This is a genomic window from Paenibacillus sp. FSL H8-0259, assembly GCF_037963255.1.
In the GTDB taxonomy this organism is placed as follows: Bacteria; Bacillota; Bacilli; order Paenibacillales; family Paenibacillaceae; genus Paenibacillus_AQ; species Paenibacillus_AQ phytohabitans.
The window spans coordinates 5,162,665-5,186,822 of the sequence record NZ_CP150147.1 but is presented as its reverse complement, the minus strand read 5'-3'; the positions used below and the strand labels follow the sequence as shown (position 1 = coordinate 5,186,822).

The following is a 24,158-nucleotide window of genomic DNA, read 5'->3' as shown; positions in this document are numbered from 1 at the left end:
AAGCATGAATACTTGATTATCCCCTAATTTGGCCGGAGCCATGGATAATATACTTGCTTGAAGTCAGCGCAGGCAACCCCATCGGGCCGCGGGCGTGCAGCTTCTGGGTGCTGATCCCGATTTCAGCACCAAAGCCGAATTCAAAGCCGTCAGTGAACCGGGTGGACGCATTATGATATACAGCGGCGGCATCCACTTCCTGCAGGAAGCGGGCAGCATTATCGGCATCCTCTGTAACAATACACTCGGAATGTTTGGTACTGAACTCGGCGATATGCCCGAGAGCCGCTTCCAACGTGTCCACGATTTTGACATTGAGAATATAGTCATTGTATTCCGTGGCGAAATCCTGCGGAGTAACCGGCAGAGCCCAAGGGACAAGAGCGATTGTAGCCGGACAGCCGCGCAATTCCACATGGACACCGCGGAAGGCCTCTGCCAAAGCCGGCAGATGACTGGCTGCGAATTCACGGTGGACAAGCAAAGTCTCCATGGAGTTGCAGACAGAAGGCCGCTGCGCTTTTGCATTCAGACTGATCCGCTGAGCCATACCGGGTTCGGCACTTGCATCCAGATAAGTATGGCATATGCCTGCACCTGTTTCAATTACTGGTACAGTGGCATTAAGCACCACATTCTGTATTAGTGAGCTTCCGCCGCGCGGAATGATGACATCCAGCAGGCCGTTCAGCTTTAGCATTTCATCTACGGAGGAGCGGTTGGGATCTTCGATCAGCTGCAGGGCATCAGGCGGCACTGCTGTACCCGCCAGTGCGCGGTGCAGAACCTCTGCAATCGCACGGTTCGAGGACAGGGCGGATGAGCCGCCGCGCAGGACCACGGCATTGCCGGTTTTGAGACACAGGCCGGCAGCATCAACGGTTACGTTCGGACGGGCTTCATAGATAATGCCGATAACGCCAAGCGGAACGCGGACCTTCTCAATAAACAGGCCGTTCGGGCGTTCGATGGTTTCCAGATTGTCACCAATCGGATCAGGCAGCACGGCAATCTGCTGCAAGCCCTCGGCTATGCTGTCAATCCGGCCTGCATCCAGTGCCAGCCGGTCGAGCATAGACTCCGGAGTGCCGTTTAGCCGCCCGCGCTCCAAGTCCTCGGCATTGGCGGCAATAAGGTAATCCGCTTCGGCGCGCAAGGCTGCGGCCATGACAAGCAGAGCTTCATTCTTCTGGCCGGTAGTCAAGCTGGCGAGTACCCCTGTGGTCGCTTTGGCCAGCGTCGTTTTGTTTACCACTTCACTCATGACGATTCCCCCTAAAAGTTTTGTTGGCTTAACGCAGTGTAATCCATTCGTCGCGGTGGATAACCTCGAGCCGGTGCACCTCACCGAGCCTTGGGACAACCTCGCGGCTGGGAAGGCCCTGGATGCTGCGGAGCTGGGTATCATCATAATTGACGATGCCCCGTCCAAGCAGTTTGGCATCCGGGCCAAGTACTTCTACAACATCTCCGGAATGGAAGCTGCCCTCGATTCGTCTGACCCCGACCGGCAGCAGGCTATGCCCTCCATGGAGCAAAGCTTCTACCGCGCCGTCGTCAACATAAAGGGAGCCCAGCGGGGTGGACATGAATCCAAGCCATTGTTTCTTGACGGGCAGGGAGGAGAGGGTCGTGGCAAAATATGTGCCTTTGCCAGTACCTTCAGCTGCCAGTGAAAGATCACCAGGCTCCGTAACTCTGCCTACAAAGACAGGAACGCCTCCCCGGGTGGCAATCTTGGCAGCATCGATCTTCGAACGCATGCCGCCAGTACCTACGCTTGAGCCTGCGCCGCCTGCGATAGCATAGATTTCCGGTGTAATCTCTTCTATATGCTGATACCGGACCGCATCCGGATGCTTGCGCGGGTCCCCGCTGTAGACGCCGTCCATATCCGTCAGGACCAGTAGCCGCGAGGCCTTCAGAAGATTGGCGACCAGCGCCGACAGGGTATCATTATCACCGAATTTCAATTCGTCCACCGATACAGTGTCATTCTCGTTGAACACGGGTACAGCGCCCAGCCGGAGCAGCTCCTCCACAGTCATCATGGCGTTGTTCATGGCGCGGCGGCTGCAGAAGTCCGTGCGGGTCAGAAGGATCTGTGCGGTAGGAATACCGTGCCGGGCAAAGGCCTCCTGGTAAGCCTGCATGAGCATAACCTGTCCTACCGCTGCTGCGGCCTGCTTCTCGTGCAGCAGCTTGGGGCGGGACGGGTAGCCGATAGCACGGAATCCTGCCGCCACCGCTCCTGAGGTAACCAGCAGGACTTCACAGCCTTGCTTGCGGAGTGCGGCAATCTCGGCGGCGAAGAAGGCGACCGCAGACCGGTTCAATCCGCCCTCAGGGCCGCTCAGTGAGCTGCTGCCGATTTTGACCACGATTCTTGTCGTCATTGTCTTTCACTTTCCTCTCAAATTTCAATCGCTGTCAGCCCGAAAATGACAAAAAGCCCCCATCCTTAGACTTAGCAAAGGACGAAAGCTTGGTTAACTTCCGCGGTACCACCTTCATTGATGAGGGTTCATCCGACTTCATTCTCGTAACGGGAGTATCCGTCCTGCAGGGCAGGCCGCTCGGGGGTAGGATTCGGAATGGACATCCGCGGTAAATTCTCCCAGCCTTCCGGAATTTACTCTCTGCACGCGAATCATTGTCAATTCTTACTGGTCCCGTCTGCACGTTTCACTATTTGTCATTTAGAATACCATGGGAAAGCAGGGTTTGCAAAGAGCCGTCCGGCGAATTTTTTGGGATGGAGGGAAGCAAATTTAATGTTTGACCTTCAGGGGGACGGGTAAAGTATTTATAATCTGTTACCAGGAGGTGGATTGATTTGAGTAAGAGCACTAATGTCCAGCAGGAACAGAATCAAAATGCCAAAGAAGCCGCCGAAATTCAAAACAAGGCGATCAGAGAGTTTGTCGAGGAAAAAGCCGGAGATTCCCGTACTAAGGGACCGGTTGATGAGAGTACAGCCCGTCTGCCGGATGATCAGAACCGTCTGATCACGCAGCATAATTTGCGCAAATAAATAATTGTTTTCCGGGAAAATACAGCAAATGCCCATCCGGCTTCAAGACAGGAGCCGGATGGGCATTTGCATTTTTCTGCTGTTTATTCGTCCGCCAGTCCGGCAACCGTTGCTTTGAAGGTTTCAATGAAAGCTTCGGCGGCCCGGGATAAGTAGCGTCCGCGCCGGTAAGCGACCACCAGTGTACGGCTGGGAACCGGATCAGCCAAAGGCAGGTAGACAGGTACGAATTCACTCCGCGGAGCACGTGCGATGAAATGGGGCACCAGCGTTACACCCATCCCGGTGGCTACAAGCGACTGAACGGTCTCCATATTATTGCTTTCAAAAACAATCTGCGGCTCAAAACCGGCTTCACGGCAGAGTTCAACGGTCATTTTACGGAAGCCCTGACCTTCTTTGAGCACGATAAACGGTTCATTCTTAAGCTCATGCAGTGAGGTACGGATACCCAGAGCACTCCGCGCTGCCAACGGATGCTCAGGCGGGACTGCCAGATCAATCCGTTCCTCGCCAAGCACCTCATAGGCCAGAGTCGGAATCTCCAGCGGCAGGGAGAGCAGGCTTAGATCCGTCTGGCCGCTGGCGGTCAGCTTCTCCAGATTCATTGAGGAGTCCTCCAGAAGGGTGATTTCAACCTCGGCATATTTGCTTTTGAATACCGGCAGTACATGCGGCAGCAGATGCGCACCGGTGATCGGCATGCTGCCAACCACGACCCGTCCGGTCCGCAGCTGGGAGATATCGGACATTTCCTGGCGCAGCAGCTCCACGGCATCAATGATCGCCTGGGCCTGCTCAACGAATTTCTCCCCGGCATGGGTCAGCTCAACGGAGCTGGTATTACGCTGGAAGAGAAGAACACCCAGCTCTTTTTCCAGTTTGGAGAGCTGCTGGCTCAGTGAGGGCTGGGCGATATGCAGCTTGTCTGCTGCACGTGAGAAGTTTCTTTCTGCAGCGATCTGAAGTGTGTATTGCAATTGTCTGAGTTCCACGGACAGGCTCCTTTAATATAAAGAATGGATAATCTGTCTATAAGTATAACCTATAGATATCCGATTTAGTATAGGTGGTTGTTTGACAGCGAAAAGAGTGGTGTGCTTCAGCAGGTTGATAATCTTACATAATCTGCATATTAAATATCTTTATTTTGAACATAAGGATATACTTAAATTATTCTTCAGGAGCCCTTATGCATGCTCTAGGCATACGTTCTTCGAAATAAACGGGGGTGTATTATGGGTGTTCTGGCAAGATTAATACAATCATTTGACGAGCTCGAAGAACAGCTGGGGTATTTTATTCATAATAATTCGGCCATCGAGCCATTGGATGAGAATCATGACTATCTATACGGGGAGACCGGCTTCTGGTCTAAGCCACAGCCTCATCAGGCCTATATGCAGAAGCATGTGCTGGCGGATTACCTGCAATTAACCGCTCTCTGCAGCCAGGTTCTCGTCAATGTCAAAAGCGAACATTATCACAAGTTCGAGCGGAGCACCGCTGTCGTACTCAGTCATATCAGGCAGAACACACTGCTTCCGAGCAGGACACTGGAAGATGTTTTTAATGAGATTAAGCTGGAAATGGACATTCAGCGTGGAATCATTGCGGGTACGTATCAATAAGGAAACAGCAGAAGCTTAAAGAGTAAGGAACTACTTTCGGCGGTTGTACTGCAGGCGCGCGCTATAGGATGAACCTATAAGTGCTATAGAAATCATATCTTGGAATTATAAACGTACTGATGTTATATTTAGAACATTCAAGAGAGACTCCACGCTCTCATCCAAATGGAACGATTCTACTATATGAGGTGAAATTCATGGGCAACAAGACAATGTTTGAAAAGATTTGGGATAATCACGTTATTCATCAAGAGGAAGGCAAGCCAAGTATCATCTATATCGATCTGCATCTGGTTCATGAGGTTACTTCTCCGCAGGCCTTTGAAGGATTGCGCTTGAGCGGCCGTCCGGTCCGCCGTCCGGGACTTACTTTCGCGACTATGGATCATAACGTGCCTACCAAGGACCGTTACAATATTACAGATCCGATCTCCAAGCAGCAGATAGATACCCTTTCACAGAACTGCCGTGATTTCGGTGTGAGACTGTTCGATCTGAATGATATTGACCAGGGTGTCGTACACGTTATGGGGCCGGAAATTGGCCTGACACATCCCGGTAAGACAATTGTCTGCGGAGACAGCCACACCTCCACTCACGGAGCGTTCGGTGCGCTTGCCTTCGGGATCGGCACCAGCGAAGTTGAACATGTGCTTGCGACCCAGTGTCTGCAGCAGTCCAAGGCGAAGACGATGGAAGTGCGCTTCACGGGTAACCGTAATCCGGGAGTGACCGCCAAGGATATGATTCTCGGCGTCATCGCCAAATACGGTACGGATTTTGCGACTGGTTATGTTATCGAATATACGGGCGAAGCAATCCGTGAGCTGTCGATGGAAGAACGCATGACAGTCTGCAATATGTCGATTGAAGGCGGAGCGAGAGCCGGCCTGATCGCACCGGACGAGACTACGTTCAACTATCTGCGCGGACGTCAATATGTGCCGCAAGGCGAAGCCTATGACGCTGCTGTTGAGACCTGGAAGGGTCTTGTAAGCGATGAGGGCGCACAGTATGACACTGTCGTAGAATTCGATGTAGAAACGCTGATTCCGCAGGTTACCTGGGGCACCAGCCCGGGAATGGGTACGGACATCAACTCAAGTGTGCCGAATCCTGCAGACTTCACCACTGAGAACGAACGTAAAGCCGCTGAAAAAGCGCTTGAATATATGGATCTGGCACCAGGTACGCCTATCTCTGAAATCGGTATTGATTATGTCTTTATCGGCTCCTGCACCAACGGCCGGATTGAGGATTTGCGGGCTGCGGCTCAAGTAGCCAAAGGCCATAAGGTATCCGATAAGGTGACGGCAATTGTTGTACCGGGCTCCGGACGCGTTAAGCTGCAGGCTGAGAAGGAAGGTCTGGACAAGGTCTTCACAGAAGCCGGTTTTGAATGGCGTGAAGCAGGCTGCAGTATGTGCCTGGCCATGAATCCGGATGTTCTGCAGCCTGGACAACGCTGCGCATCGACCTCCAACCGTAACTTTGAAGGACGCCAGGGACGCGGCGGACGCACGCATCTGGTCTCTCCTGCCATGGCGGCTGCGGCTGCAATTAAAGGACGGTTCACCGATGTCCGCGACTGGAATTACAAGACGGAAGCCGTCAACTCATAGAATAATTGAGAGAGCAGGAGGACACAGCAAATGGAAGAATTTAAGAAATTAACAGGTATCGTAGCCCCGGTAGACCGGGTTAATGTAGATACGGATGCAATCATTCCGAAGCAATTCCTGAAACGGATCGAGCGTACCGGGTTTGGACAATTTCTTTTTTACGAATGGCGTTTTGATGAAGCAGGAAATGATAATGCAGCGTTTGAGATGAACAAGCCGCGTTATCAGGGAGCATCCGTGCTGATCTCGCGTGCGAACTTCGGCTGCGGCTCCTCCCGGGAGCATGCACCTTGGGCTATCATGGATTACGGCTTCAGAGTGGTAATCGCACCGTCCTATGCCGACATCTTCTATAACAACTGCTTCAAGAACGGCATTCTGCCGATCAAGCTGTCGGAAACGCAGGTGGATGACCTGTTCAGCCGTACCGCAGAGCATGAAGGCTATACACTGACTGTAGATCTGGAGAACAACAGATTGAGCGATGAATACGGCCTTGCCATTACGTTTGAGTTGGATGAGCACCGCCGCCAGTTTCTGCTGCAGGGATTGGATGATATCGGTCTGACGCTTCAGCACGCAGATGAGATTGCCGCGTACGAAGAACGTCATGCGGCCAAGCTTTTCGGCTAAGCAATGCGGGGATGTTTGCAGGGAAGTGAGTGAACATCTGGCGAAGAAATTCGTAAACTTTACAAATTTTACACAAAACTTCTATTTCCGGGTGTCGGAAATAGAAGTTTTTTTGCTATAATCGATATATTCATTGCCTGTGAAGGCAACTTTTGGGGATTTCTGTCGTCTTAATCTTATCTATGGTTCTATCAATTGACAAAAGGGAGAGGAAAGGATGAAGAAAGCCGGACAACGGATGTTATTCCTACTGCTGCTGCCGCTCTTGTTACTGTCATTCGCCGGCCATGAAGCTGCCGCTGCCGCAAGCAGCCAGGGAAGGATTGTGATGGACAGTAAGGAGCTTGCGCTGCCCAAAGGAGTCATCCTTGAGAACGTGAATGGAAGCGTTATGATTCCGATCCGGGTGGTGGTGGAGAACCTTGGTTTTGAAGTGCTCTGGGAGCAGACCACCCGCAAAGTAACCGTCCAGCAGGACGGCAAGACAGTACAGCTCGCAGTAGGAAGCAAGACGGCTGAAGCCGATGGCGTAAGTCTGCTGCTGAATGCCGCACCCAAGCAGAATGGCGGTACTGTACTGGTTCCTATCCGTTTCGTGAGTGAACAGTTCGGACTCAGTGTCGGCTGGGATAATTCCGACAAAACAGTCTACTTAAGCGGTGGAATTCCGCTTGAATCCCCTGTATCTGCAGATCCGCTGCCTTCAGCTACCGTGGCACCTGCAGCCTCTGCAGGCCCTGTGGTGGCAGTGCAATCCCCTGCTCCGACACAGCTGCCTCAGACCAATACAGAGAATACTGAAGAGGTCGAGGGCAGTATTACGGCCTCTCCGACTCCTGCAGTTACGTCCCCGACAGTGAAGGGGGCTGTATTCAGCGAGAACCGTCTTATTGTAGCGGTTGCCGGAGGTGCCAAGCCTACGGTGACCAAGATTACCGGACCAGACCGGATTGTAGTTGATTTTCAGGGAGCAGCGTTTGCCTCTGATTTCAGCGGCAGCTTTCCGGGGGTATCTGCCAGCGGCAGTCCGCAGGGAAGGCTGGACGTAAGCGGCTACCCGCTGGTATCTGAAATACGCTATGCACTGTTCAGCACCAGTCCTTCTACGGTCCGGTTCGTAATCCAAACCGCAGGCAGCCAGAATTACCAGCTGAGTACGGATGACAGCACAGGGCTGGTGACGGTAGATCTCAACACGGTGAATAGCGGAACTGGCACACCGGTGAATACAGGATTGACCGGCAAGCCTATTGTAGCGCTTGATGCAGGTCATGGAGGCACGCAGCCGGGAGCAATCAGTCTCACTGGCAAAGCGGAAAAAGACTTCAATCTTGCAGTTATCCTTAAAGTTGGAGCGATTCTCACACAAGAGGGCTGGGCAGATGTTGTATACACACGAACGTCGGATGTTACTCTCGGTCTGCAGGACCGTGTAAGAATTGCTGAAGCTGCAAAGGCTACGCTGTTTGTTTCGCTGCATGGGAATTCGTTGGATGTAGGGTATCCGAACCGTGACAAAGTCAATGGCAGTGAAACCTATTACAGCCGCAGCGAAAGTCTTCCGCTTGCCCAAATCATGCAAAAGCATCTGGTAGCCGGTACAGGGTTCAAAGATAACGGCGTCAGATCGAAGAGTCTGCATGTCACCAGAGAAACAAGCATGCCAGCTGTTCTGCTGGAGGCAGGTTATCTGACGAATCCGGGAAATGAAGCGGCTATGTACAGCGAGCAGATGCAGAATAATCTGGCACGGGAAATTGTAGCGGGAATTAAGGAATATCTTGGGCTTTAAGTAACGCGGCAAGGGAGCTGCGTGTGAACAGTCCTGATTTTTAATGGTATTTATTCGCAACTTTTAAGTTCATCAGGCGTCTAAACTATGTCGAAGGTTGTCAGTAGGATTGCACCAAGAACGCTCGTTTGGGGGCGGAATACTAGAGTCTTAGAGGTGAAGAATGAAGAAATTTGCTTGTATGCTGTTGCTGCTGTTGTTCTTTGTTGTGATTCTGCCGGGGCATGGACAAGCTGCTGCGGCTACCAACAAGATTTTCCTGGATGGACAGGAACTGACCGCAGGGCAGGATGTTCCGGTGGAAAATGTAAACAACTCCATTATGGTGCCGCTAAGAATGATCGCTGAGAACCTTGGATACAAGGTGGACTGGAATCAGACAAGCAAGACCGTTACGATTGAACAGCAAGGTAAGACTATGCAGCTGATCGTGAATCAGACTGCAGCCTCTGTAGACGGCAAGACCGTGGTCTTGACCACGTCACCGCTTCTGCGGAACGGTACAACTCTCGTGCCGATCAGATTCATCGGAGAGCAGTTTGGCCTTACAGTCAAATGGGACAATACGAAGAAGATTGTAGATCTTATTACCCCGGAAATCCCGGATACTAACACGGAAACAGGTGGAAGTAACGGAGACGGGGGAACCGTTGTAGTACCGCCGGATGATGCGGCAAGCGGCCTGAGCATGATTAACGGAATCAGCTTCAACGAGAACAGGCTAAGCATTGCACTTGAGGGCAACACCCAGCCGAAGGTTTCCAAAGTGAGCGGACCGGACCGGATTATAATTGACCTGCCGAATGCCACTTTCTCGGATGTATTCGGTACAGGACAACAGCTGGATCCCAACCTGAACGGTATGCTTACGGTTACGGATTATCCGGATGTAACCGGTGTGCGTTACTCGCTGTATAGTACCGCCCCGTACACTGTACGTTTTGTAATTGACCTTACTACCTCGAGAAATTATAGCGTTGAAGTTTCGGGCGATGTCTCCAAGCTGATTGTCATTGATTTGAATGCGCAGAGCACTGGAGATACTTCTACACAGCCCGGCAACAGCGGGCGTAAACTGGTGGTGCTCGATGCCGGGCATGGCGCCAAGGATTCCGGGGCTGTTGGGGTTACCGGTAAATACGAGAAGAATTTCAATCTGGCTGTTATTCTGAAGGCGGCGGAGCTGCTGAAGCAGGAGAACAAAATTGACGTGGTTCTGACCCGCAGTGATGATACCTTCCTTGAACTGAAGGACAGGGCGGCAATTGCCAACAACCTCAAAGCCGATTTATTCATCTCTGTCCATGCCAACAGCAGCGGCTCGTCCGCAGCAAGCGGAACAGAGACCTACTATCAGCGCGAAGCCAGCAAGGCTCTGGCAAAGGTGATGCACAAGTATCTTGTACAGGCTACCGGACTTAGTGACCGGGGCGTACGTTACGGCAACTTCCACGTTATACGCGAGACAACGATGCCTGCGGTACTGCTTGAAGTTGGCTACCTCAGCAACAAGAATGATGAGGCACTTCTGTTCACGGAATCACTTCAGAACAAAGTTGCTGCATCAATGGTCAGCGGGATTAAGGAATATCTCGGGGTTCAATAACAGCGGGCGGCAGCCAGGGCCGCAAAGTCGGATTTCGGCCATAGATTGGGGTCAGAGGACTTTGCGGCCCTGTCCTGCCCGTATTCATATGGAGGGGGTTATTTAGTGATGAACAAGAAATTGACATATGCAGGTATAGCAGTATTACTGCTCGCAGTAATTTCGGGATGCGGTGACAAACCAGCCGCCTCACCGGCAGATGCAGCGGGACAGGATTCATCCTCCGTATCGAGCGGAGCTGAAGGAAACGCAGGGAACGACAGCAGCGCTAATAGCACTAGTGCACCTCAGGCTACAAGTACGCCGGAGCCGGCAGCCACGGAAGCTCCTGTAGCTACTGAACAGCCGGCAGCGCCAGAGAAGCAGAGCCAGACTATCAAGGTCTATTATACAGATCCGCAGCAGACAGATCTGGTGGCGGCCGAAGTCTCTGTCAGCTTCACAGATGCCAAAGACAAATATACAGAGGCCTTTAAGGCTCTCCAGAGCAGCAAGAATGCCGACCAGATTCCGCTGTGGAGCAAAATCGAGCTGAAATCACTGGAATTTACGAATGGACAGATTGTCCTGGATATTCATAAGCCGGATGAGGCACAGCTTGGTGCAGGGGGTGAGGCTCTGGCAATCAGCGCATTGTCCCAGACCTTCTTCCAGTTTGAAGAAGTGAAGAATATCGATGTGCTGGTAGACGGAGAACAAGTGGAGAGCCTGATGGGGCATGTGGATCTCGTGCATCCAATAACGCGTGAGAACAACGGATTGTAAGCATTGCGCAGGAAATAGGCCAATGGCTGACGAAGTAGGCAACATAGAAATTCAGATGAGCCATAGAGAGGGGAATATCGAATTGTCCGGTCACAAAAAATTAAAGCGTAAGGTTCAATCTTATTCTGCTAAAGCGGTGTCCGCCGTTCTGGCCGGCACTATGGTGCTTGGCGGCACGGGAGCGGCTTTTGCCGAAACCACATCAACCGGAACGCCGGTAGCTGCCGTAACTCCCCAGTCAGCAGCAACAGCTGCAGGGATATTCAGTGATGTCAAAACAGCCTTCTGGGCCGAGAAACATATCTACAAGCTGGCAAGCCAAGGCATCGTTGTGGGGAATAACGGTTTATTCCGTCCGGGTGACTCCGTTACCCAGCAAGAAGCTGTTCTGATGGCGCTGCGCTTTATGAAGCTGCAGGGTAACGTGAACACAAGCACAGATGTGGTTCTTCCTGCTGATTTCATTGTAACTAACTATTACAAGCCTTATGTTGTGCTGGCTTTTCAGCAGGGACTGCTGGATAAGACGGTAGAAATGGCTGCAGATAACCTGAAGACCTCCTGGGGAGAGCGCAAGGCCAGCCGCGAGTGGGTCGCAGAATTACTGGTCCGGTCACTGGGTAAGAGTGCATCTGCAGCAGCGGCAGCGGGTGAACCGACCGGTTTTGCCGACGATTCCAAGGTATCTGCGAATAAGCGCGGCTATATTAACACCGCAGTTGATTTGGGCCTGGCCAACGGACTGGACGGCAACCGCTTCGACCCGCAGGGAGCAGTTACCCGCGCCCAGCTAGCCACCTTCTTCAGCCGTGCTGAGGCACACAACACGCTTGACTACGATAATACTTTCAAAGGAACGGTAAGTTCACTGAAAGACGGCAAGCTGACGCTATTTAGTAACGGCAGCACTACGGACTTCACACTGAATGCGAACACTGCATATTTCACAAGTACCTCGGAGACCCGCATCTCTCTGAACGAGATACAGCCCTACACCAAGGTGACTGTTATCGGAGCAACCTATAACGCAGCATATGTAGAACTGACTGACCCTACACAACAACTTGATCAGGCGGAGGGGACGTTTGCGAAGCTGTCTACAGGTATAATTTGGGTTGATTCTGCTAACGGGTATGACCAGTACGCCTATGACGCTGCTACTACCTTCCATGATGTTAACGGAGCGGTGATTCAACCTTCTTCCATTACAGCAGGAAGCAAAATATCGCTGCTGCGCGAAACCTATAGCGGTGCGCACAGGGTTGTTAAAGTTCAAGTCACTTCTGGTGTTGTCAATAAAACAGCAACCGGTACGATCCAAAGTGTGGATACGGCTTCCAAGAGCATAACGTTCAAAAATGCAGACGGGACTACAGAAAGCTTCAAATGGGAGGATGGTACTTCACTATTCAGCTCCCAGAACTCTATTCTTCTCCCGGCGGAGCTGAAAACCGGAGCTGCAGTCTCGTATACGATTAAGGATAATGTGATCCGTACAGTCGAAGTAACCTCGGGCGTAGAACGTACAGTCAAGGGCTTTATCTACGAACTGACAGATACTACAATCGTCTATCAAAAGACTGACGGCAGCCGTGAAGTGAAGCTGCTTGCAACAACACCTGCTATTGTTATTCCTAATGCCTCCAGTCCGGTTATTGGAGATCTGATTGCAGATAAGACAGCCGGGGACAATGTTCAGCTTACGCTGAACAGCAGCGACCAGGTGACTAAGATTGAAGTGATCAGCCGGCAAATTGAACAATATACTGCAGCCACAGTAGTAGATTATAATTCCAAAACACAGTTTCTCACCTTTACAGACAACAACGGCAAAGCACATGTCATCAAATTGGATGAAAAAACAAAGCTTGCCTATGGCGGATTAATTACGACCTCACTGACTACGATGGGAGCCAAACTGGTTGAAAACCGTAAGATCGACGTGACTTCCATTAATGAACGCGCGATGTCTGTAGAACTGTCAACGAAATATACAGGAACATTGACTTCAATCAATGCTACTACACGTACAATTGTGATTAAGCTGAGCAATGGTCAATTGCTGACTATGGCTTATCCGCTATCCGTAGATATGTTCGGTAAAAATAGCGCGGCCATTACCGACGTAGCACTGAATGTTCCGGTAACGGCGGTGCTCTCCACCAACCAGGATATTATCTCGGTTCTCCGGGTGACTTCGGCCAGCCAGCTTGAAATTGCAACCGTTAATGCCAACACTAACAAGATGACTGTAAAATGGGCCGGCGGCAGCAGCGAGCTCTATCTTGCCGCAGTTCCGCTCACCAATGAGGCAGGACAGAAGATATCGCTTAGCGAGGTAAAAGCAGGGGAATACGTAAACGTAAGCTTTGAAGGCTCCACGCCATTATCGCTGCAGTCGGTTAAGCAGTATTCCGGACAAATCTCAGCAGTGGACGCTGCAGCAAAAACCTTGACCGTGAAGGATTATTCCGGAGTGTCTCAGAATTTCACCGCCAGCGCAGGGGTGAGAATTACCCGGGACGGTGTAACCACTACTGATCTGAGCGGCCTTACTACAGCGGACCGGGTATTAGCGCGAAAGGATGCCAGCGGGGTAATCATAATCTCGGTATTCAGTCAGCTTGCCCGTACCTTCTCGCGTTATGAGACTGCGACCAATGAAGTCATGACCAAACGCGCTACTCTGAATGAAAATTATAAGTTTGTGCTTGCGCCAAACGCATATATTCATCAAGGTGACACGACTTTACCCGTGCAATCTCTCAAAGAAAATGATAATATTATAATGTATTTCAACAACGACAAGATCGTGGAAATAGTGAAACAATAATCGTTTTGGTGATTTTCCGTGTGAAACACCGTCTTGATTCAGGCTTTTGCCCTGAATCAAGACGTTTTTTTTGAAATATAAGGACAGCGCTGTGTTCACTTGAACGCTAAGGAAGTATACGATATAATGTATTCTTTGCTTATATTTCTTTTTATTTAGAGATGTTATGCCCGAGTGATCAACTTCGGGTGTAAGTACTCCGTGGAGGGGACGCTATGAAAGTTGCAGAAGTCCGCCACATCCTGGATACCATCGGAGGCATGTTCCCTGATGCGCATTGCGAGCTGAACCATAGTAACGCTTTTGAGCTAACTATAGCGGTGCTGCTCTCGGCCCAATGTACGGACGCAACGGTGAACAAGGTGACCGAGGACCTGTTTCAGAAGTACAAAGCTCCAATCGACTACATTTCAGTGCCGCTTGAAGAGCTCGAGCGGGATATCCGGCGGATTGGCTTATTTCGCAACAAGGCCAAGCATATTCAGAACCTCTGCTCCATTCTGATTGAGCAGTATGGCGGAGAAGTGCCTCAGGCCCATGATTTGCTGGTAACCTTACCGGGTGTCGGCCGCAAGACTGCGAATGTGGTCATATCCAATGCTTTCGGCGTACCGGCCATTGCCGTGGATACTCATGTGGAACGGGTAGCCAAACGGCTCGCGCTTGCGGGCTGGAAAGATTCGGTGCTGGAAGTGGAGAAAAAGCTGATGAAGGCGGTGCCGCGTGACGAATGGACGTTAACGCACCACCGGCTGATCTTTTTCGGGCGATATCACTGTAAGTCGCAGAATCCGCAATGTCAGGTCTGCCCGCTGCTGGATGTATGCCGGGAAGGCAAAAAACGTATGAAAACCGCTGTAATCAGGAAAGATAAGGTTCATACGAAATCAAACAAAGATTTAGAGATGAAGAAGAGGATGGGATAGAGATGAAGTGCATTTCTGTATACACCGATAATTTTGAAGCGTTCTCCGATATTTTTGACCGTGTGGTGGACAGCCCTATGGAAGAAAATGAAGAGCAGGAAGTAGAGGGCATCACAATCAGCCATTCCGGCGATGTGCCTGAGTTCTACCTGGAGCGTATGTCCGTGAAACCTGAAGTGGTTGTAATGAAGGACAAAGCCCGCGGCCTTACCATTCTGCAGCACGGTAAAGTGTTCGAAATCCTGCTTCCAGTCCTGGAAACAGCTTAATAGCAATTCATATGTACAAAGAGCCGGCCCTTGGGCCGGCTCTTTGCGTTAAACGATAAGAATATATAGGTTTGGGGCCCTGGCAAATTCCTGAATAATCATCGAAGATTAGGCCTTAGTGTGTGAGGTGTTATATGCGTGTTTGGCTAATCTGAGAACGCTCTAAGCCTTAGAGAATAGGCAATGTAAACCATAAGAGAAGGCAGGAAGAACACGGCACACAGCAGCAGGGAAACATGCGAGATGTTTTGAAGCAGCTGATGGTCCCACACCTGCCGGGAAAGATATAGCAGCACACAAGTGATGAACGTCAGCAGCATGACTACAATAGCGAAAATTTTGCTGGTACGGGTGATTTTGCGGTATTTCTCATAGAGTGTTGAGCGGTCTGTATGAATGGGAACGGTTCCTGGTTCAGCAACGAAGATATGCATATCCCCGGCGGAACACACATAACCCCAGCCGCTGTCAGCGAACATTTCACGGTACTCATTCTCGTCCTTCTGCGGCACATGCTGGATGTCCAGACAATAAATTTGCTTATGCGCTGGACCTCTGCGGACAATGAAGCCAGAACCAAACAGGGAGAACCGCTCCAGCAGCCAGCCTTTCTCCGACAACCTGCTTAATTTATTCATTTCATTCTGCTCGGCAAAAGCCAGTCCTTTAGACGGAATGTACCGTGTCTGCTTATTCGTTTTCATGAGTCAACGCCTCCTTAGCATTTAGCTGTGCTATGTTCCCGTGCCTCGACATGCGCAGTCTCCGTTCAATCTCAGCCTCCACCAGAGCCGTTCCGCTTGAAGTAATCTGATAGGTCTTGCGCCGCTCATCCTCATCCTCGTTCAATAGAATGTAGCCGGATTTCTGCAGTTTCTTAATTAGTGTATAGAGTGTAGCGGGTCCCATCCTGACCTCGCCTTCGGTTAGCTCTTCGATGTACTTCATGATTGCATAGCCGTGCTTCGGAGTGAGCAACGCGAGCAGAATATAATAAGCTGAGTCAGATAATTGCTCCATTTGCAATGGGTTATTCTTGGTCATTACACACCTCCTGTCCGATAATAGAAGATCCTTAGTTATATATCCAAGTTGGTTATATCCACTTGTGATATATCCGATATGGATATAGTAATAAATCTGGAATCATCTGTCAAGGGGGGGATTAGTCCAGCGAAGTCTTGTTTTTCGTGAAGGATTATAGCTGATTTTGTAAAAGCGGCTAGTTGATTTGTGACAATCTGATGATAAAATGTAATTATTCTATTCTTGCTGATCAGATAAACATACTAATGTTATAGCTTCTCATAAGTGGAAGCCCGAAGCCTATAAATTCTTATCTATAAATAAAATTGGATGCACATGTTGTAGATTGCAGAAGGTGGGGTTGTCGTGGGAGCAGAACGGAGCAGGATGAGAGAAGTAATATCCGGTACATCAACGCTTATGCTGCTGAAGCAGCAGCTGGAGAGCTGGGGCGAACAGAATAGTGCGCAGATAGCAGCAGATCTGATGCTCAAAGAGCAGGCGGGGGAGCTGACCCTTGCCTTCTGCGGACATTTCTCCGCGGGGAAATCTAGTATGATCAATGCCCTATGCGCAAAAGCAGTGCTGCCTTCAGGTCCGGTTCCGACCAGCGCCAATATAGTATCGATCCGCAGCGGGGCTCCGCGGGTAGTGCTTCATGCAGAGCCGGAGGCACCTGGGAGTTCTGCACCGGCAATAGAGACTACACCAGACCGGCTGCAGGAGTACTGCCGCCAGGGCGCTGAATATTCAGCGATTGAGGTCTGGGAGGAAGTCCCGCTGCTGGGGAAGCACGGCGTTCTAATGGATACTCCCGGGGTGGATTCAACCGATGAGGGGCATCAGGCAGCGACCCACTCGGCGCTGCATTTAGCTGATGCCGTGTTCTACGTCATGGATTACAACCATGTGCAGTCGGAGAATAATCTGGCGTTTGCCAAAAGTCTCAGCGACTGGGGCAAGCCGCTGTACCTTATCATCAATCAGATCGACAAGCACAGAGAACTGGAAATCTCCATAGTGGAATACCGGCAGCAAGTAGAAAGCGCTTTCCGTGAATGGGGAATTCATTTCGCGGGTCTGTTGTTCACTTCACTCAAAGTTAAGGATCATCCTCTGAACCAATGGGATGATCTGCTCGCGGTAATTGCAGCTCTGCTGGAGCAGCGCGGAGAACTGCTCGGCTACAGTCTGTCCCGTTCCATGCACCATACGGCAGCTGCGGTGCTTGCAGCTTACCGCGAGGAGCAGCAGGAGGAGCGCTCTCAGTTACTGGAAGCGGCCGGGGGTGCCGGTAAGGAAGAAGTGGAGGCAGAGATCCGGGCAATTTCGCAGGCTGAGGAGCTGCTCGTGCAGCTGCCGGAGCAGATGCGGCTGGAGCTGCGGAGTAAGCTGGATGCCCTGCTGGGCAACAGCAATCTGATGCCAGCCGATGTAAGGGATGCTGCTGGAGCCTATATCGAGAGCAGCAGCCCGGGTTTCCGGCGCGGGTTATTGTTCACCGCGGCGAAACGGGAGAAGGAGCAGGCAACGCGGCTTCTCCACTGGCACGGGCTTCAGCAGAGAGAGATCACTGCCCAGCTGGAGTGGCATATACTCCAGCTTGTGCGTGACTGGGCTGAAGGCGCAGGGCTGTGGCAGGAAGGGGCAGAGCCGCTGCTGAAGCAGGCGTTCCCGGCGGTGAGCCAGCAGTGGCTGGCGGATCAGGTGAAGCCGGGAACCGGGTCGTCAGGCGAGGCGCTGCTTAATTTCTGCCGCGCGCTTGCGGCAGAGATCAAGGCACAATTCCGCCGCGCGGCCCTGGCCTTCGGCGAGCAGCTGCTGGCCCAGCTGCCGCCGCTGCTGGACGAGCGGCGCGCGGAGCTCGCGCGCCGCGAAGCGGCCCTGCAGCGGCAGGCGCACGCGCACGCCGCGCTGGCCGCCCTGGACCGCGCGGCTGCCGCCCGCGCGGACGAACTCGCGGCGCTGCTGCCGCCGCGCCGTACCCTCACCCCGGCGTCCTGCCGGAGGTGAGGGCCTACGGCTGGCGCGCCAAGCGCCGCCAGCCCCGTGAAGCCGCCGCGCAGCGCAGCGGCTTCACACCCCGCCGCCGCAACGTGGGCGGCGGGTACGGCACAGCCGGCGGGCGGACGCCGCCGGCTGACGCAGGCCGCAGCGGCGCTGCACGCAGCGGCCGGGCTGCTGCGCCGCGAGCCGGCCATGGCCTCGGCTGCGCGCAGCCTGGCGGCGCGGGCGGAGGACCTCGCCGGCGGCCGCTTCACGATGGCGCTGTTCGGAGCGTTCAGCGCCGGCAAATCCTCCTTCGCCAACGCCCTGCTGGGTGAAGAGGTGCTGCCCGTGTCTCCGCATCCCGCCACGGCTGCCGTCGGCCGCATTCTGGCCCCGGAGGGCGGATTCGCCCACGCGACTGCGGCCGTGACCATGAAGTCTGCGGAGGATTTCTGGGACGATATCCTCCATTCCTTCAGTGTGCTTCAGCTGGCACCGCCGCAGCACTCAACCTGGACTGCGGCGGTGGCCCGCCTGCAGACCGGCGGGCTTCATCCGTCCTCGCTGCCGCATGCCGGATTCTTACGCGCAGCGGCAGCGGGCTGGGAGGAATCCGGCCCGCTGCTCGGAACAGAGCGTACGGTCAGCCTGCAGGAATACCGCAGCCTGGTAGCCGATGAGAAACGGGCCTGCTTCGTGCAGAGTACCGACCTCTATTATGACAGCCCTCTGACACGGAGCGGCATCGTATTGGTTGACACCCCCGGAGCGGATTCCTTACATGCCCGGCATACCGGTGTAACCTTTGGCTACATGAAGAATGCGGATGCGATCTGCTTCGTGACCTACTATAATCATGCCTTCTCCAAAGCCGACCGCAGTCTCCTGGCCCAGCTGGGAAGAATCAAGGACAGCTTTGCCCTGGATAAAATGTTCTTCATCATCAATGCGTCCGACCTCGCTTCAGACGAGGCAGAGCTGGAAGATGTGAAGCAGCATGTGACGCAGAATCTGCGTGCCGGCGGCCTGACCTCCCCGCGGATCTATGCCTTGTCCAGTCTGCTCGCGCTGGAGGGCAAGTCGCGCGGGGTACGGGAGTCCTACGAGGCTTCCGGATTCAGCAGCTTCGAAGAAGCGCTGTCTGAATTTGCGGGTGAGGAGCTGCCGCGCCTGTCACTGGCGGCGGCGAGGGATAGCCTTAGCTCGGTCCGGCTCCGCGCGGAGGAATGGCAGCATATGGCGCTTATGGCAGCGGACCAGCGGGAAGAAGGGCTCCGGCGGTTCCGGAAGCGCCGGGATGACGCAGGCCTCCGGCTGGCACAGCTTGAGCGGGAAGAGCGGCCCATCCGGGATCTGCGCCGCGAGGGTGAGGAGCTTCTCTATCATGTCCGGCAGCGCCTGTCCTTCTCCTTCGGCCGTTCCTTTCAGGAATCGTTCCATCCCTCTATCCTGCGGGAAGAGGGCGGTCATCTGAAAGACATCTTCATTGCCTGCGGCCGGGAGCTGGAGCGCAGTATCCTGCGTGAACTGGAGCAGGAGCTGTGGGCGACCACCCTGCGGCTGGAGGCGGCAGGGCGCAGGCTGGTAACTCAGGCGGCTGCAGCTGCAGCCGCAGAACTTTCCATCCCGGGACAGGAGCTTCAGCTACTGGAGAATCCAGACGAGCGCTGGCCCGCCCCGGCAAAGCTCGATTGCTCCCTTGCCCCGCTGGATTGGGCAGCACTGTGGAGCCGCTTCAGATCACCGCGTTATTTCTTTGAAGGCCCTGGACGGGCAGACATCCGCACAGCTGCCGAGCACTGGTTCAAAGAAGCTATTGCTGCTGCGGCTGTAAGCCAGGAAGAACGGCTGCTGTCTTTCTATACCGGTGCGGCAGCGGCGGCACTTTCCCTTGCCGCAGAGCAGCTGCGTGAAGGTCTGGCCGAGCAGGAAGCGGCCATGTCGGAACTCCTGAAAGGGGGTGATTCAGCGCAGCACTGGGGCCAAATTGCCGGCGAATTATCGCTCATGGAGCAATCTTTCGTCAATATGGTGGACAGTCATCTGTGAAGTTTGTAGGAAAATGTCGAAGAACGCTTGCAATCTGCTGGTTGATGGATGAAAATAAAGAAGCCTGAAAATTTACAATGAAACTGCGACAATTTACAGAAATAGAGAAGTCGGCAGTCAAATTTGCGAAAAGAGGTTGGAGTCGACAATGTGGGGAGCTCCTTTTTCAGCCCGGAGCAAGAAGCTGCTGCTGCTCGGCAGCGGTGAACTGGGTAAGGAAGTCATTATCGAAGCTCAGCGCCTTGGCGTAGAGACCGTAGCTGTGGATCGTTATGAAGCTGCACCGGCGATGGGTGTAGCCCACCGCTCTTATGTACTGGATATGCTGGATGCAGAGGCACTGAAGCAATTAATCCGTTCAGAGAAACCGGATTTGATTGTCCCCGAGATCGAAGCTATTGCTACCGGAGCGCTGGTGGAACTGGAGGAAGAAGGTTTCCTCGTGGTCCCGACCGCACGTAGCGCCAGACTGACGATGGACCGGGAAGGCATCCGCCGCCTTGCGGCTGAAGAGCTGGGTCTGCCGACCGCCGGATACCGGTTCGCTGACAGTCTGGACGAACTTCGCCAGGCCGTAGGTGAGCTTGGAACACCGTGTGTGATCAAGCCGATTATGAGCTCTTCCGGCAAGGGACAGAGTATTTGCAGGACACCTGAGGATGCCGCAGAATGCTGGAATACGGCTCTGGAAGGAGCACGTGCCAAAGGTACACGCGTCATTGTAGAGGCTTTTGTCACTTTCGAGAGTGAGATTACATTACTTACCGTCCGCTCGGTTAGCGGAACCGTATTTTGTCCGCCGATCGGCCACATCCAGAAGGATGGCGATTATGTGGAATCCTGGCAGCCGCATCAGATGAGTGAAGCGCTGCTTGCCGAAGCACAGTCGATGGCCCGGGCCGTTACGGATGAGCTTGGCGGATATGGGATTTTTGGAGTGGAGCTGTTTCTGACCACGGACGGGGTACTGTTCAGCGAAGTATCACCCAGACCGCATGACACAGGTATGGTTACAATGATTACGCAGGATTTGTCGGAATTTGCTCTGCATGTCAGAGCCATTCTTGGATTTCCGCTGGAATCGGTACGTTTGTTGACACCGGGTGCTTCAGCTACCCTGAAGGCCGAAGGAACTGGACAAGCTTTTGCGGTAACCGGGATAGATAAGGCACTTACTTTTCCCCGAACGCAAGTCCGTGTATTCGGCAAACCGGAGATCCGCCCTGGACGGCGGATGGCAGTAACACTCAGTTCAGCGGAAGATGTGGAAATCGCGCGGACGACGGCCAAGCAGGCGGCGTCTATGCTAAAAGTGGAGGTATACGAGGATGAACAGTAGTACTCAGGAGCAGGTACTGCAAATTCGCAAATGTGGCATGAATGATCTGGAGAGAGTTACAGCCCTTCTGCGGGAATTCGGCTATCCGACGACGCTTAGCGTGATGAAAGAGAGAATGGAAGGCATGGAGCATGATCCGCTCCACTGCACAATGGTCGCAGAACTCAATAACGAAGTTGTGGGAATGATCGGACTCCGGCAGGTGAAGTCCTATTACAAACATGCAGATTGTATTACGGAAATTACCGCGCTGATCGTATCAGAGGAACTTAGAGGACAGGGCCTTGGCAAAAGACTCGTATCCGCAGCGGAAGAATGGGCACGCCATCAAGGCTGCTGCCAGCTGTTCCTGCGAAGCGGCAACCGCGTCGAACGTGCACCGGCGCATGCTTTTTACCGCCATATCGGATTCGAAAAGACAGCAGGCTACCGCTTTAACAAAGCATTGCTATAATTCCTATACGTAACCGAACATCCCCATCCCGGCATAAGCGGGATGGCTTTTTTTTATTTCCGCCAGAATAGAGACTACTTAGTAAGCACTGTAGACATCAATGTTGTACGTTGTACAACATTGATTCCCGGATACCGGGGTGTTTGGACAGATTGTTGTACGAAATACAAGAATTATCGTACTAACCCGTCCGAAGGAGGAGAAATGCTGCATTTCGTACAACAATTTTGGATTAGGGACGAAATCTTGAGCAAAATGTTGTATTATGGGCAGGATTTCCCTGTAAACGACAGCAGCCACCCGGAAATTCAAAAATGCACAGGGTGAAGAATGGGTTGTATGTTAAGTTGTTAAGTTCAGCCTATGTATGTACATAATATTTACTTGCAATAAATGCATTCAGCCTATATAGTGAATTGCTCCCCGTATTTGACTTGATCCGCTGCTACAGCTTTCATTATTTAAACATAGATTGAGCTTACTGAATCAGCTATTATAATGCTGTAAAACTCCAAACCATATCCGAAGAGGGATGAAGCATGTATAAATTAATTCTCGCCGAAGACGAGGAAGATGTAAGAGAAGGCATTATCGCCCAGATCGACTGGGAGAAATACGGATTCGAAGTGGTGGAGCAGGCGGAGAACGGCCGTGAAGCAGCCGATGCGATAGACCGGCTGCTGCCGGATGTGGTGGTTACCGATATCCAGATGCCGTTCATGAACGGACTGCAGCTGGCGGAATGGATCCGCAGCCGTCACCCTAACACGAAGATAATCATTCTGACCGGCTATGATGAATTCGAATATGCCCAGAAGGCGATTAAGCTGCAGATTGATGAATATATTCTTAAGCCCTTCTCTTCCCAGGAGCTGATTGATGTCCTGCTGAAGGTTAGAGCCGCGATTGAGACCGAGATTGCCGAGAAGGAAAATGTATTCGTGCTCAGCGAGCATTACCGCAAGAGCCTGCCGGTGCTGCGTGAGCAGTTCCTGTCCTCCCTGGTGTCACGCCGTCTGCGCTCCGCGGAAATTGCCGAGAAAAGCGCAGAATACGGCATTAACCTGAGCGGGGAGCTATTCCAATCCTCTGTTATCAGTATTGATTATATCCGCCCGGACAGAAGCTCCGGCGTTTCTGAGGTGAGACCGGTATCCTTACGGGACACCGGTGACCGTAATCTGCAGCTCTTTGCCGTGCTGAACATTGCCGAGGAGATCTGCCAGAAGCACAGCTTCGGCAAGGTGTTCATCCACCGCGATGATGTGGTGCTGCTCTCCGTCAGCCAGGGAACCGATGAGAGCGAAATCACAGGCAGAACCTTCGCTATCCTTGAAGAAATCCGCCAGAATGTACAGCGTTTCCTGAAGCTTACAGTGACTGCCGGTGCAGGAACAGTATGCCGGATGCCGTCCCTGCTGTTCAATTCCTTCGGAGATGCACTGCAGGCACTGGATTACCGGCTGATTCTCGGCAACAACCGCGTGATCTGGATTGAGGATGTGGAATCGAGATCCAGCCAGATGCTGGCCTATGATGAGCTGACCCAGCAGTCGCTGATCCGCACGATCAAGCTGGGTACAGTCCAGGAGCTGCGGGAAGTGGTGGACGAGCTGTTCGGGGGGCTGGATACGGCGCAGGTCTCGACACAGGATTATCAGATTTTTCTGTTGGAGATCATTACTTCGATTCTGCGGGTGGCCAAGGAATCCGGCAGTGAAACGAATGACTTTATCGGCTCCGGCATTTCCTCGCTGACCGAGCTTAATAAGTTCAATAATATGGGGGAAGCCAAGCAGTGGATTATCACGGTGTGCAGCCGGCTGATGGATACCATCGCCTCCGAGCGGCAGTCGAGCTATAAGCAGCTGATTGACCAGGCCAAGGATTATATCCGGGCCCATTATGAGGAGTCCGATATTTCCATCGGTAAGGTATGCCAGCATCTGCATATCAGCACAGGCTATTTCAGCAGTATTTTCAAGAAAGAAATGAAGATGACCTTTGTCAGCTATCTGCTGCAGATCCGGCTGGAGGCGGCGAAGGAAATGCTGCGCTCGACCGAGCTGAAGGCATTTGAAATCGCCGAGCGGATCGGTTTTGCCGATCCGAACTATTTCAGCTTCTGCTTCCGCAAGAAATACGGACAGTCACCCAAAGAGTATAAGAACAGCTCGCGGGGAGGATAAC

At 52.6% G+C, this 24,158-nt stretch carries 20 protein-coding genes; 15 read left to right on the top strand and 5 right to left on the bottom strand.

The genetic code is table 11. The features are described from left to right. Window positions 1–16: 16 nt before the first annotated feature. Window positions 17–1,264 (bottom strand): glutamate-5-semialdehyde dehydrogenase, encoded by a 1,248-nt coding sequence (locus NSU01_RS22405; RefSeq protein WP_076243332.1) that lies wholly within the window; start codon window positions 1,262–1,264, stop codon window positions 17–19. 28 nt (window positions 1,265–1,292) lie between these two features. Continuing rightward, window positions 1,293–2,396: a glutamate 5-kinase gene (gene proB / locus NSU01_RS22400; protein WP_042138575.1), complete on the bottom strand. Its 1,104-nt coding sequence runs from the start codon at window positions 2,394–2,396 to the stop codon at window positions 1,293–1,295. Window positions 2,397–2,836: 440 nt separating this feature from the next. Here proB and NSU01_RS22395 point away from each other — a divergent pair, with 440 nt between their 5' ends. Then, window positions 2,837–3,034 carry a hypothetical protein gene (locus NSU01_RS22395; RefSeq protein ID WP_042138574.1) on the top strand — a complete coding sequence of 66 codons (198 nt, stop codon included), beginning with the start codon at window positions 2,837–2,839 and terminating at the stop codon, window positions 3,032–3,034. 83 nt (window positions 3,035–3,117) lie between these two features. Here the strand turns inward: NSU01_RS22395 and NSU01_RS22390 are convergent, their stop codons facing one another. After that, window positions 3,118–4,029, bottom strand: coding sequence for a LysR family transcriptional regulator (locus tag NSU01_RS22390; protein WP_039308847.1), 912 nt, complete (start codon window positions 4,027–4,029; stop codon window positions 3,118–3,120). A 243-nt stretch (window positions 4,030–4,272) separates the two neighbouring features. On the opposite strand from NSU01_RS22390, the gene NSU01_RS22385 reads away from it, so the two are divergent. The 9 genes from NSU01_RS22385 to NSU01_RS22345 all read left to right on the top strand — a co-directional run bounded on the left by NSU01_RS22385 (window position 4,273) and on the right by NSU01_RS22345 (window position 15,111). Continuing rightward, window positions 4,273–4,665 carry a hypothetical protein gene (locus tag NSU01_RS22385; protein WP_042138573.1) on the top strand — a complete coding sequence of 131 codons (393 nt, stop codon included), beginning with the start codon at window positions 4,273–4,275 and terminating at the stop codon, window positions 4,663–4,665. A gap of 197 nt (window positions 4,666–4,862) precedes the next feature. After that, window positions 4,863–6,287: a 3-isopropylmalate dehydratase large subunit gene (leuC, locus tag NSU01_RS22380; RefSeq protein WP_042138572.1), complete on the top strand. Its 1,425-nt coding sequence runs from the start codon at window positions 4,863–4,865 to the stop codon at window positions 6,285–6,287. Between the two features lie 30 nt (window positions 6,288–6,317). Next, a complete protein-coding gene (gene leuD, locus NSU01_RS22375) occupies window positions 6,318–6,920 on the top strand; it encodes a 3-isopropylmalate dehydratase small subunit (protein WP_039308853.1) in 603 nt (200 codons plus the stop codon). A 217-nt stretch (window positions 6,921–7,137) separates the two neighbouring features. After that, window positions 7,138–8,712, top strand: a complete 1,575-nt coding sequence (locus NSU01_RS22370; RefSeq protein ID WP_076243331.1) for an N-acetylmuramoyl-L-alanine amidase family protein — start codon at window positions 7,138–7,140, stop codon at window positions 8,710–8,712. Between the two features lie 163 nt (window positions 8,713–8,875). Then, the gene (locus NSU01_RS22365; protein WP_042138568.1) at window positions 8,876–10,318 is read left to right on the top strand and encodes an N-acetylmuramoyl-L-alanine amidase family protein; all 1,443 of its coding nucleotides are present in this window, start codon (window positions 8,876–8,878) and stop codon (window positions 10,316–10,318) included. 108 nt (window positions 10,319–10,426) lie between these two features. Further along, window positions 10,427–11,083, top strand: a complete 657-nt coding sequence (locus NSU01_RS22360; protein ID WP_042138566.1) for a GerMN domain-containing protein — start codon at window positions 10,427–10,429, stop codon at window positions 11,081–11,083. Between the two features lie 22 nt (window positions 11,084–11,105). After that, the gene (locus NSU01_RS22355; protein ID WP_083705449.1) at window positions 11,106–13,916 is read left to right on the top strand and encodes an S-layer homology domain-containing protein; all 2,811 of its coding nucleotides are present in this window, start codon (window positions 11,106–11,108) and stop codon (window positions 13,914–13,916) included. A 215-nt stretch (window positions 13,917–14,131) separates the two neighbouring features. Next, a complete protein-coding gene (gene nth, locus NSU01_RS22350; protein WP_042138565.1) occupies window positions 14,132–14,842 on the top strand; it encodes an endonuclease III in 711 nt (236 codons plus the stop codon). A 2-nt stretch (window positions 14,843–14,844) separates the two neighbouring features. Beyond that, window positions 14,845–15,111 (top strand): hypothetical protein, encoded by a 267-nt coding sequence (locus tag NSU01_RS22345; RefSeq protein WP_039308864.1) that lies wholly within the window; start codon window positions 14,845–14,847, stop codon window positions 15,109–15,111. A 146-nt stretch (window positions 15,112–15,257) separates the two neighbouring features. Here the strand turns inward: NSU01_RS22345 and NSU01_RS22340 are convergent, their stop codons facing one another. Together NSU01_RS22340 and NSU01_RS22335 are read right to left on the bottom strand one after the other, a co-directional pair. Continuing rightward, window positions 15,258–15,815 (bottom strand): DUF2812 domain-containing protein, encoded by a 558-nt coding sequence (locus NSU01_RS22340; protein WP_052421942.1) that lies wholly within the window; start codon window positions 15,813–15,815, stop codon window positions 15,258–15,260. After that, entirely contained in the window at window positions 15,802–16,155 is a 354-nt protein-coding gene (locus NSU01_RS22335) for a PadR family transcriptional regulator (RefSeq protein ID WP_042138563.1), read from the bottom strand. The genes NSU01_RS22340 and NSU01_RS22335 overlap by 14 nt, the downstream gene beginning before the upstream one ends. Before the next feature lie 369 nt (window positions 16,156–16,524). Here NSU01_RS22335 and NSU01_RS22330 point away from each other — a divergent pair, with 369 nt between their 5' ends. From NSU01_RS22330 to NSU01_RS22310, 5 genes are all read left to right on the top strand, one after another. Further along, window positions 16,525–18,150 (top strand): dynamin family protein, encoded by a 1,626-nt coding sequence (locus NSU01_RS22330; protein WP_339302339.1) that lies wholly within the window; start codon window positions 16,525–16,527, stop codon window positions 18,148–18,150. Window positions 18,151–18,186: 36 nt separating this feature from the next. Then, window positions 18,187–20,175 (top strand): dynamin family protein, encoded by a 1,989-nt coding sequence (locus NSU01_RS22325; protein ID WP_339302338.1) that lies wholly within the window; start codon window positions 18,187–18,189, stop codon window positions 20,173–20,175. Window positions 20,176–20,323: 148 nt separating this feature from the next. Continuing rightward, window positions 20,324–21,514 carry a formate-dependent phosphoribosylglycinamide formyltransferase gene (purT, locus tag NSU01_RS22320; RefSeq protein WP_076243330.1) on the top strand — a complete coding sequence of 397 codons (1,191 nt, stop codon included), beginning with the start codon at window positions 20,324–20,326 and terminating at the stop codon, window positions 21,512–21,514. Next, window positions 21,504–21,968, top strand: a complete 465-nt coding sequence (locus NSU01_RS22315) for a GNAT family N-acetyltransferase (protein WP_042138559.1) — start codon at window positions 21,504–21,506, stop codon at window positions 21,966–21,968. The genes purT and NSU01_RS22315 overlap by 11 nt, the downstream gene beginning before the upstream one ends. 539 nt (window positions 21,969–22,507) lie before the next feature. Continuing rightward, complete coding sequence (locus NSU01_RS22310) at window positions 22,508–24,157, top strand: response regulator (RefSeq protein ID WP_076243329.1); 1,650 nt, start codon at window positions 22,508–22,510, stop codon at window positions 24,155–24,157. Window position 24,158: the final 1 nt, after the last annotated feature.

What these genes read in the sequence shown, in the direction of transcription:
- leuD (WP_039308853.1), top strand. Translation starts at nt 6,318, where the DNA reads ATGGAAGAATTTAAGAAATTAACAGGTATCGTAGCCCCGGTAGACCGG.
- NSU01_RS22385 (WP_042138573.1), top strand. Translation starts at nt 4,273, where the DNA reads ATGGGTGTTCTGGCAAGATTAATACAATCATTTGACGAGCTCGAAGAA.
- NSU01_RS22365 (WP_042138568.1), top strand. Translation starts at nt 8,876, where the DNA reads ATGAAGAAATTTGCTTGTATGCTGTTGCTGCTGTTGTTCTTTGTTGTG.
- NSU01_RS22405 (WP_076243332.1), bottom strand. Translation starts at nt 1,264, where the DNA reads ATGAGTGAAGTGGTAAACAAAACGACGCTGGCCAAAGCGACCACAGGG.
- NSU01_RS22330 (WP_339302339.1), top strand. Translation starts at nt 16,525, where the DNA reads ATGAGAGAAGTAATATCCGGTACATCAACGCTTATGCTGCTGAAGCAG.
- NSU01_RS22310 (WP_076243329.1), top strand. Translation starts at nt 22,508, where the DNA reads ATGTATAAATTAATTCTCGCCGAAGACGAGGAAGATGTAAGAGAAGGC.
- proB (WP_042138575.1), bottom strand. Translation starts at nt 2,396, where the DNA reads ATGACGACAAGAATCGTGGTCAAAATCGGCAGCAGCTCACTGAGCGGC.
- NSU01_RS22335 (WP_042138563.1), bottom strand. Translation starts at nt 16,155, where the DNA reads ATGACCAAGAATAACCCATTGCAAATGGAGCAATTATCTGACTCAGCT.
- leuC (WP_042138572.1), top strand. Translation starts at nt 4,863, where the DNA reads ATGGGCAACAAGACAATGTTTGAAAAGATTTGGGATAATCACGTTATT.
- NSU01_RS22360 (WP_042138566.1), top strand. Translation starts at nt 10,427, where the DNA reads ATGAACAAGAAATTGACATATGCAGGTATAGCAGTATTACTGCTCGCA.
- NSU01_RS22315 (WP_042138559.1), top strand. Translation starts at nt 21,504, where the DNA reads ATGAACAGTAGTACTCAGGAGCAGGTACTGCAAATTCGCAAATGTGGC.
- purT (WP_076243330.1), top strand. Translation starts at nt 20,324, where the DNA reads ATGTGGGGAGCTCCTTTTTCAGCCCGGAGCAAGAAGCTGCTGCTGCTC.
- NSU01_RS22345 (WP_039308864.1), top strand. Translation starts at nt 14,845, where the DNA reads ATGAAGTGCATTTCTGTATACACCGATAATTTTGAAGCGTTCTCCGAT.
- NSU01_RS22370 (WP_076243331.1), top strand. Translation starts at nt 7,138, where the DNA reads ATGAAGAAAGCCGGACAACGGATGTTATTCCTACTGCTGCTGCCGCTC.
- nth (WP_042138565.1), top strand. Translation starts at nt 14,132, where the DNA reads ATGAAAGTTGCAGAAGTCCGCCACATCCTGGATACCATCGGAGGCATG.
- NSU01_RS22355 (WP_083705449.1), top strand. Translation starts at nt 11,106, where the DNA reads ATGGCTGACGAAGTAGGCAACATAGAAATTCAGATGAGCCATAGAGAG.
- NSU01_RS22340 (WP_052421942.1), bottom strand. Translation starts at nt 15,815, where the DNA reads ATGAAAACGAATAAGCAGACACGGTACATTCCGTCTAAAGGACTGGCT.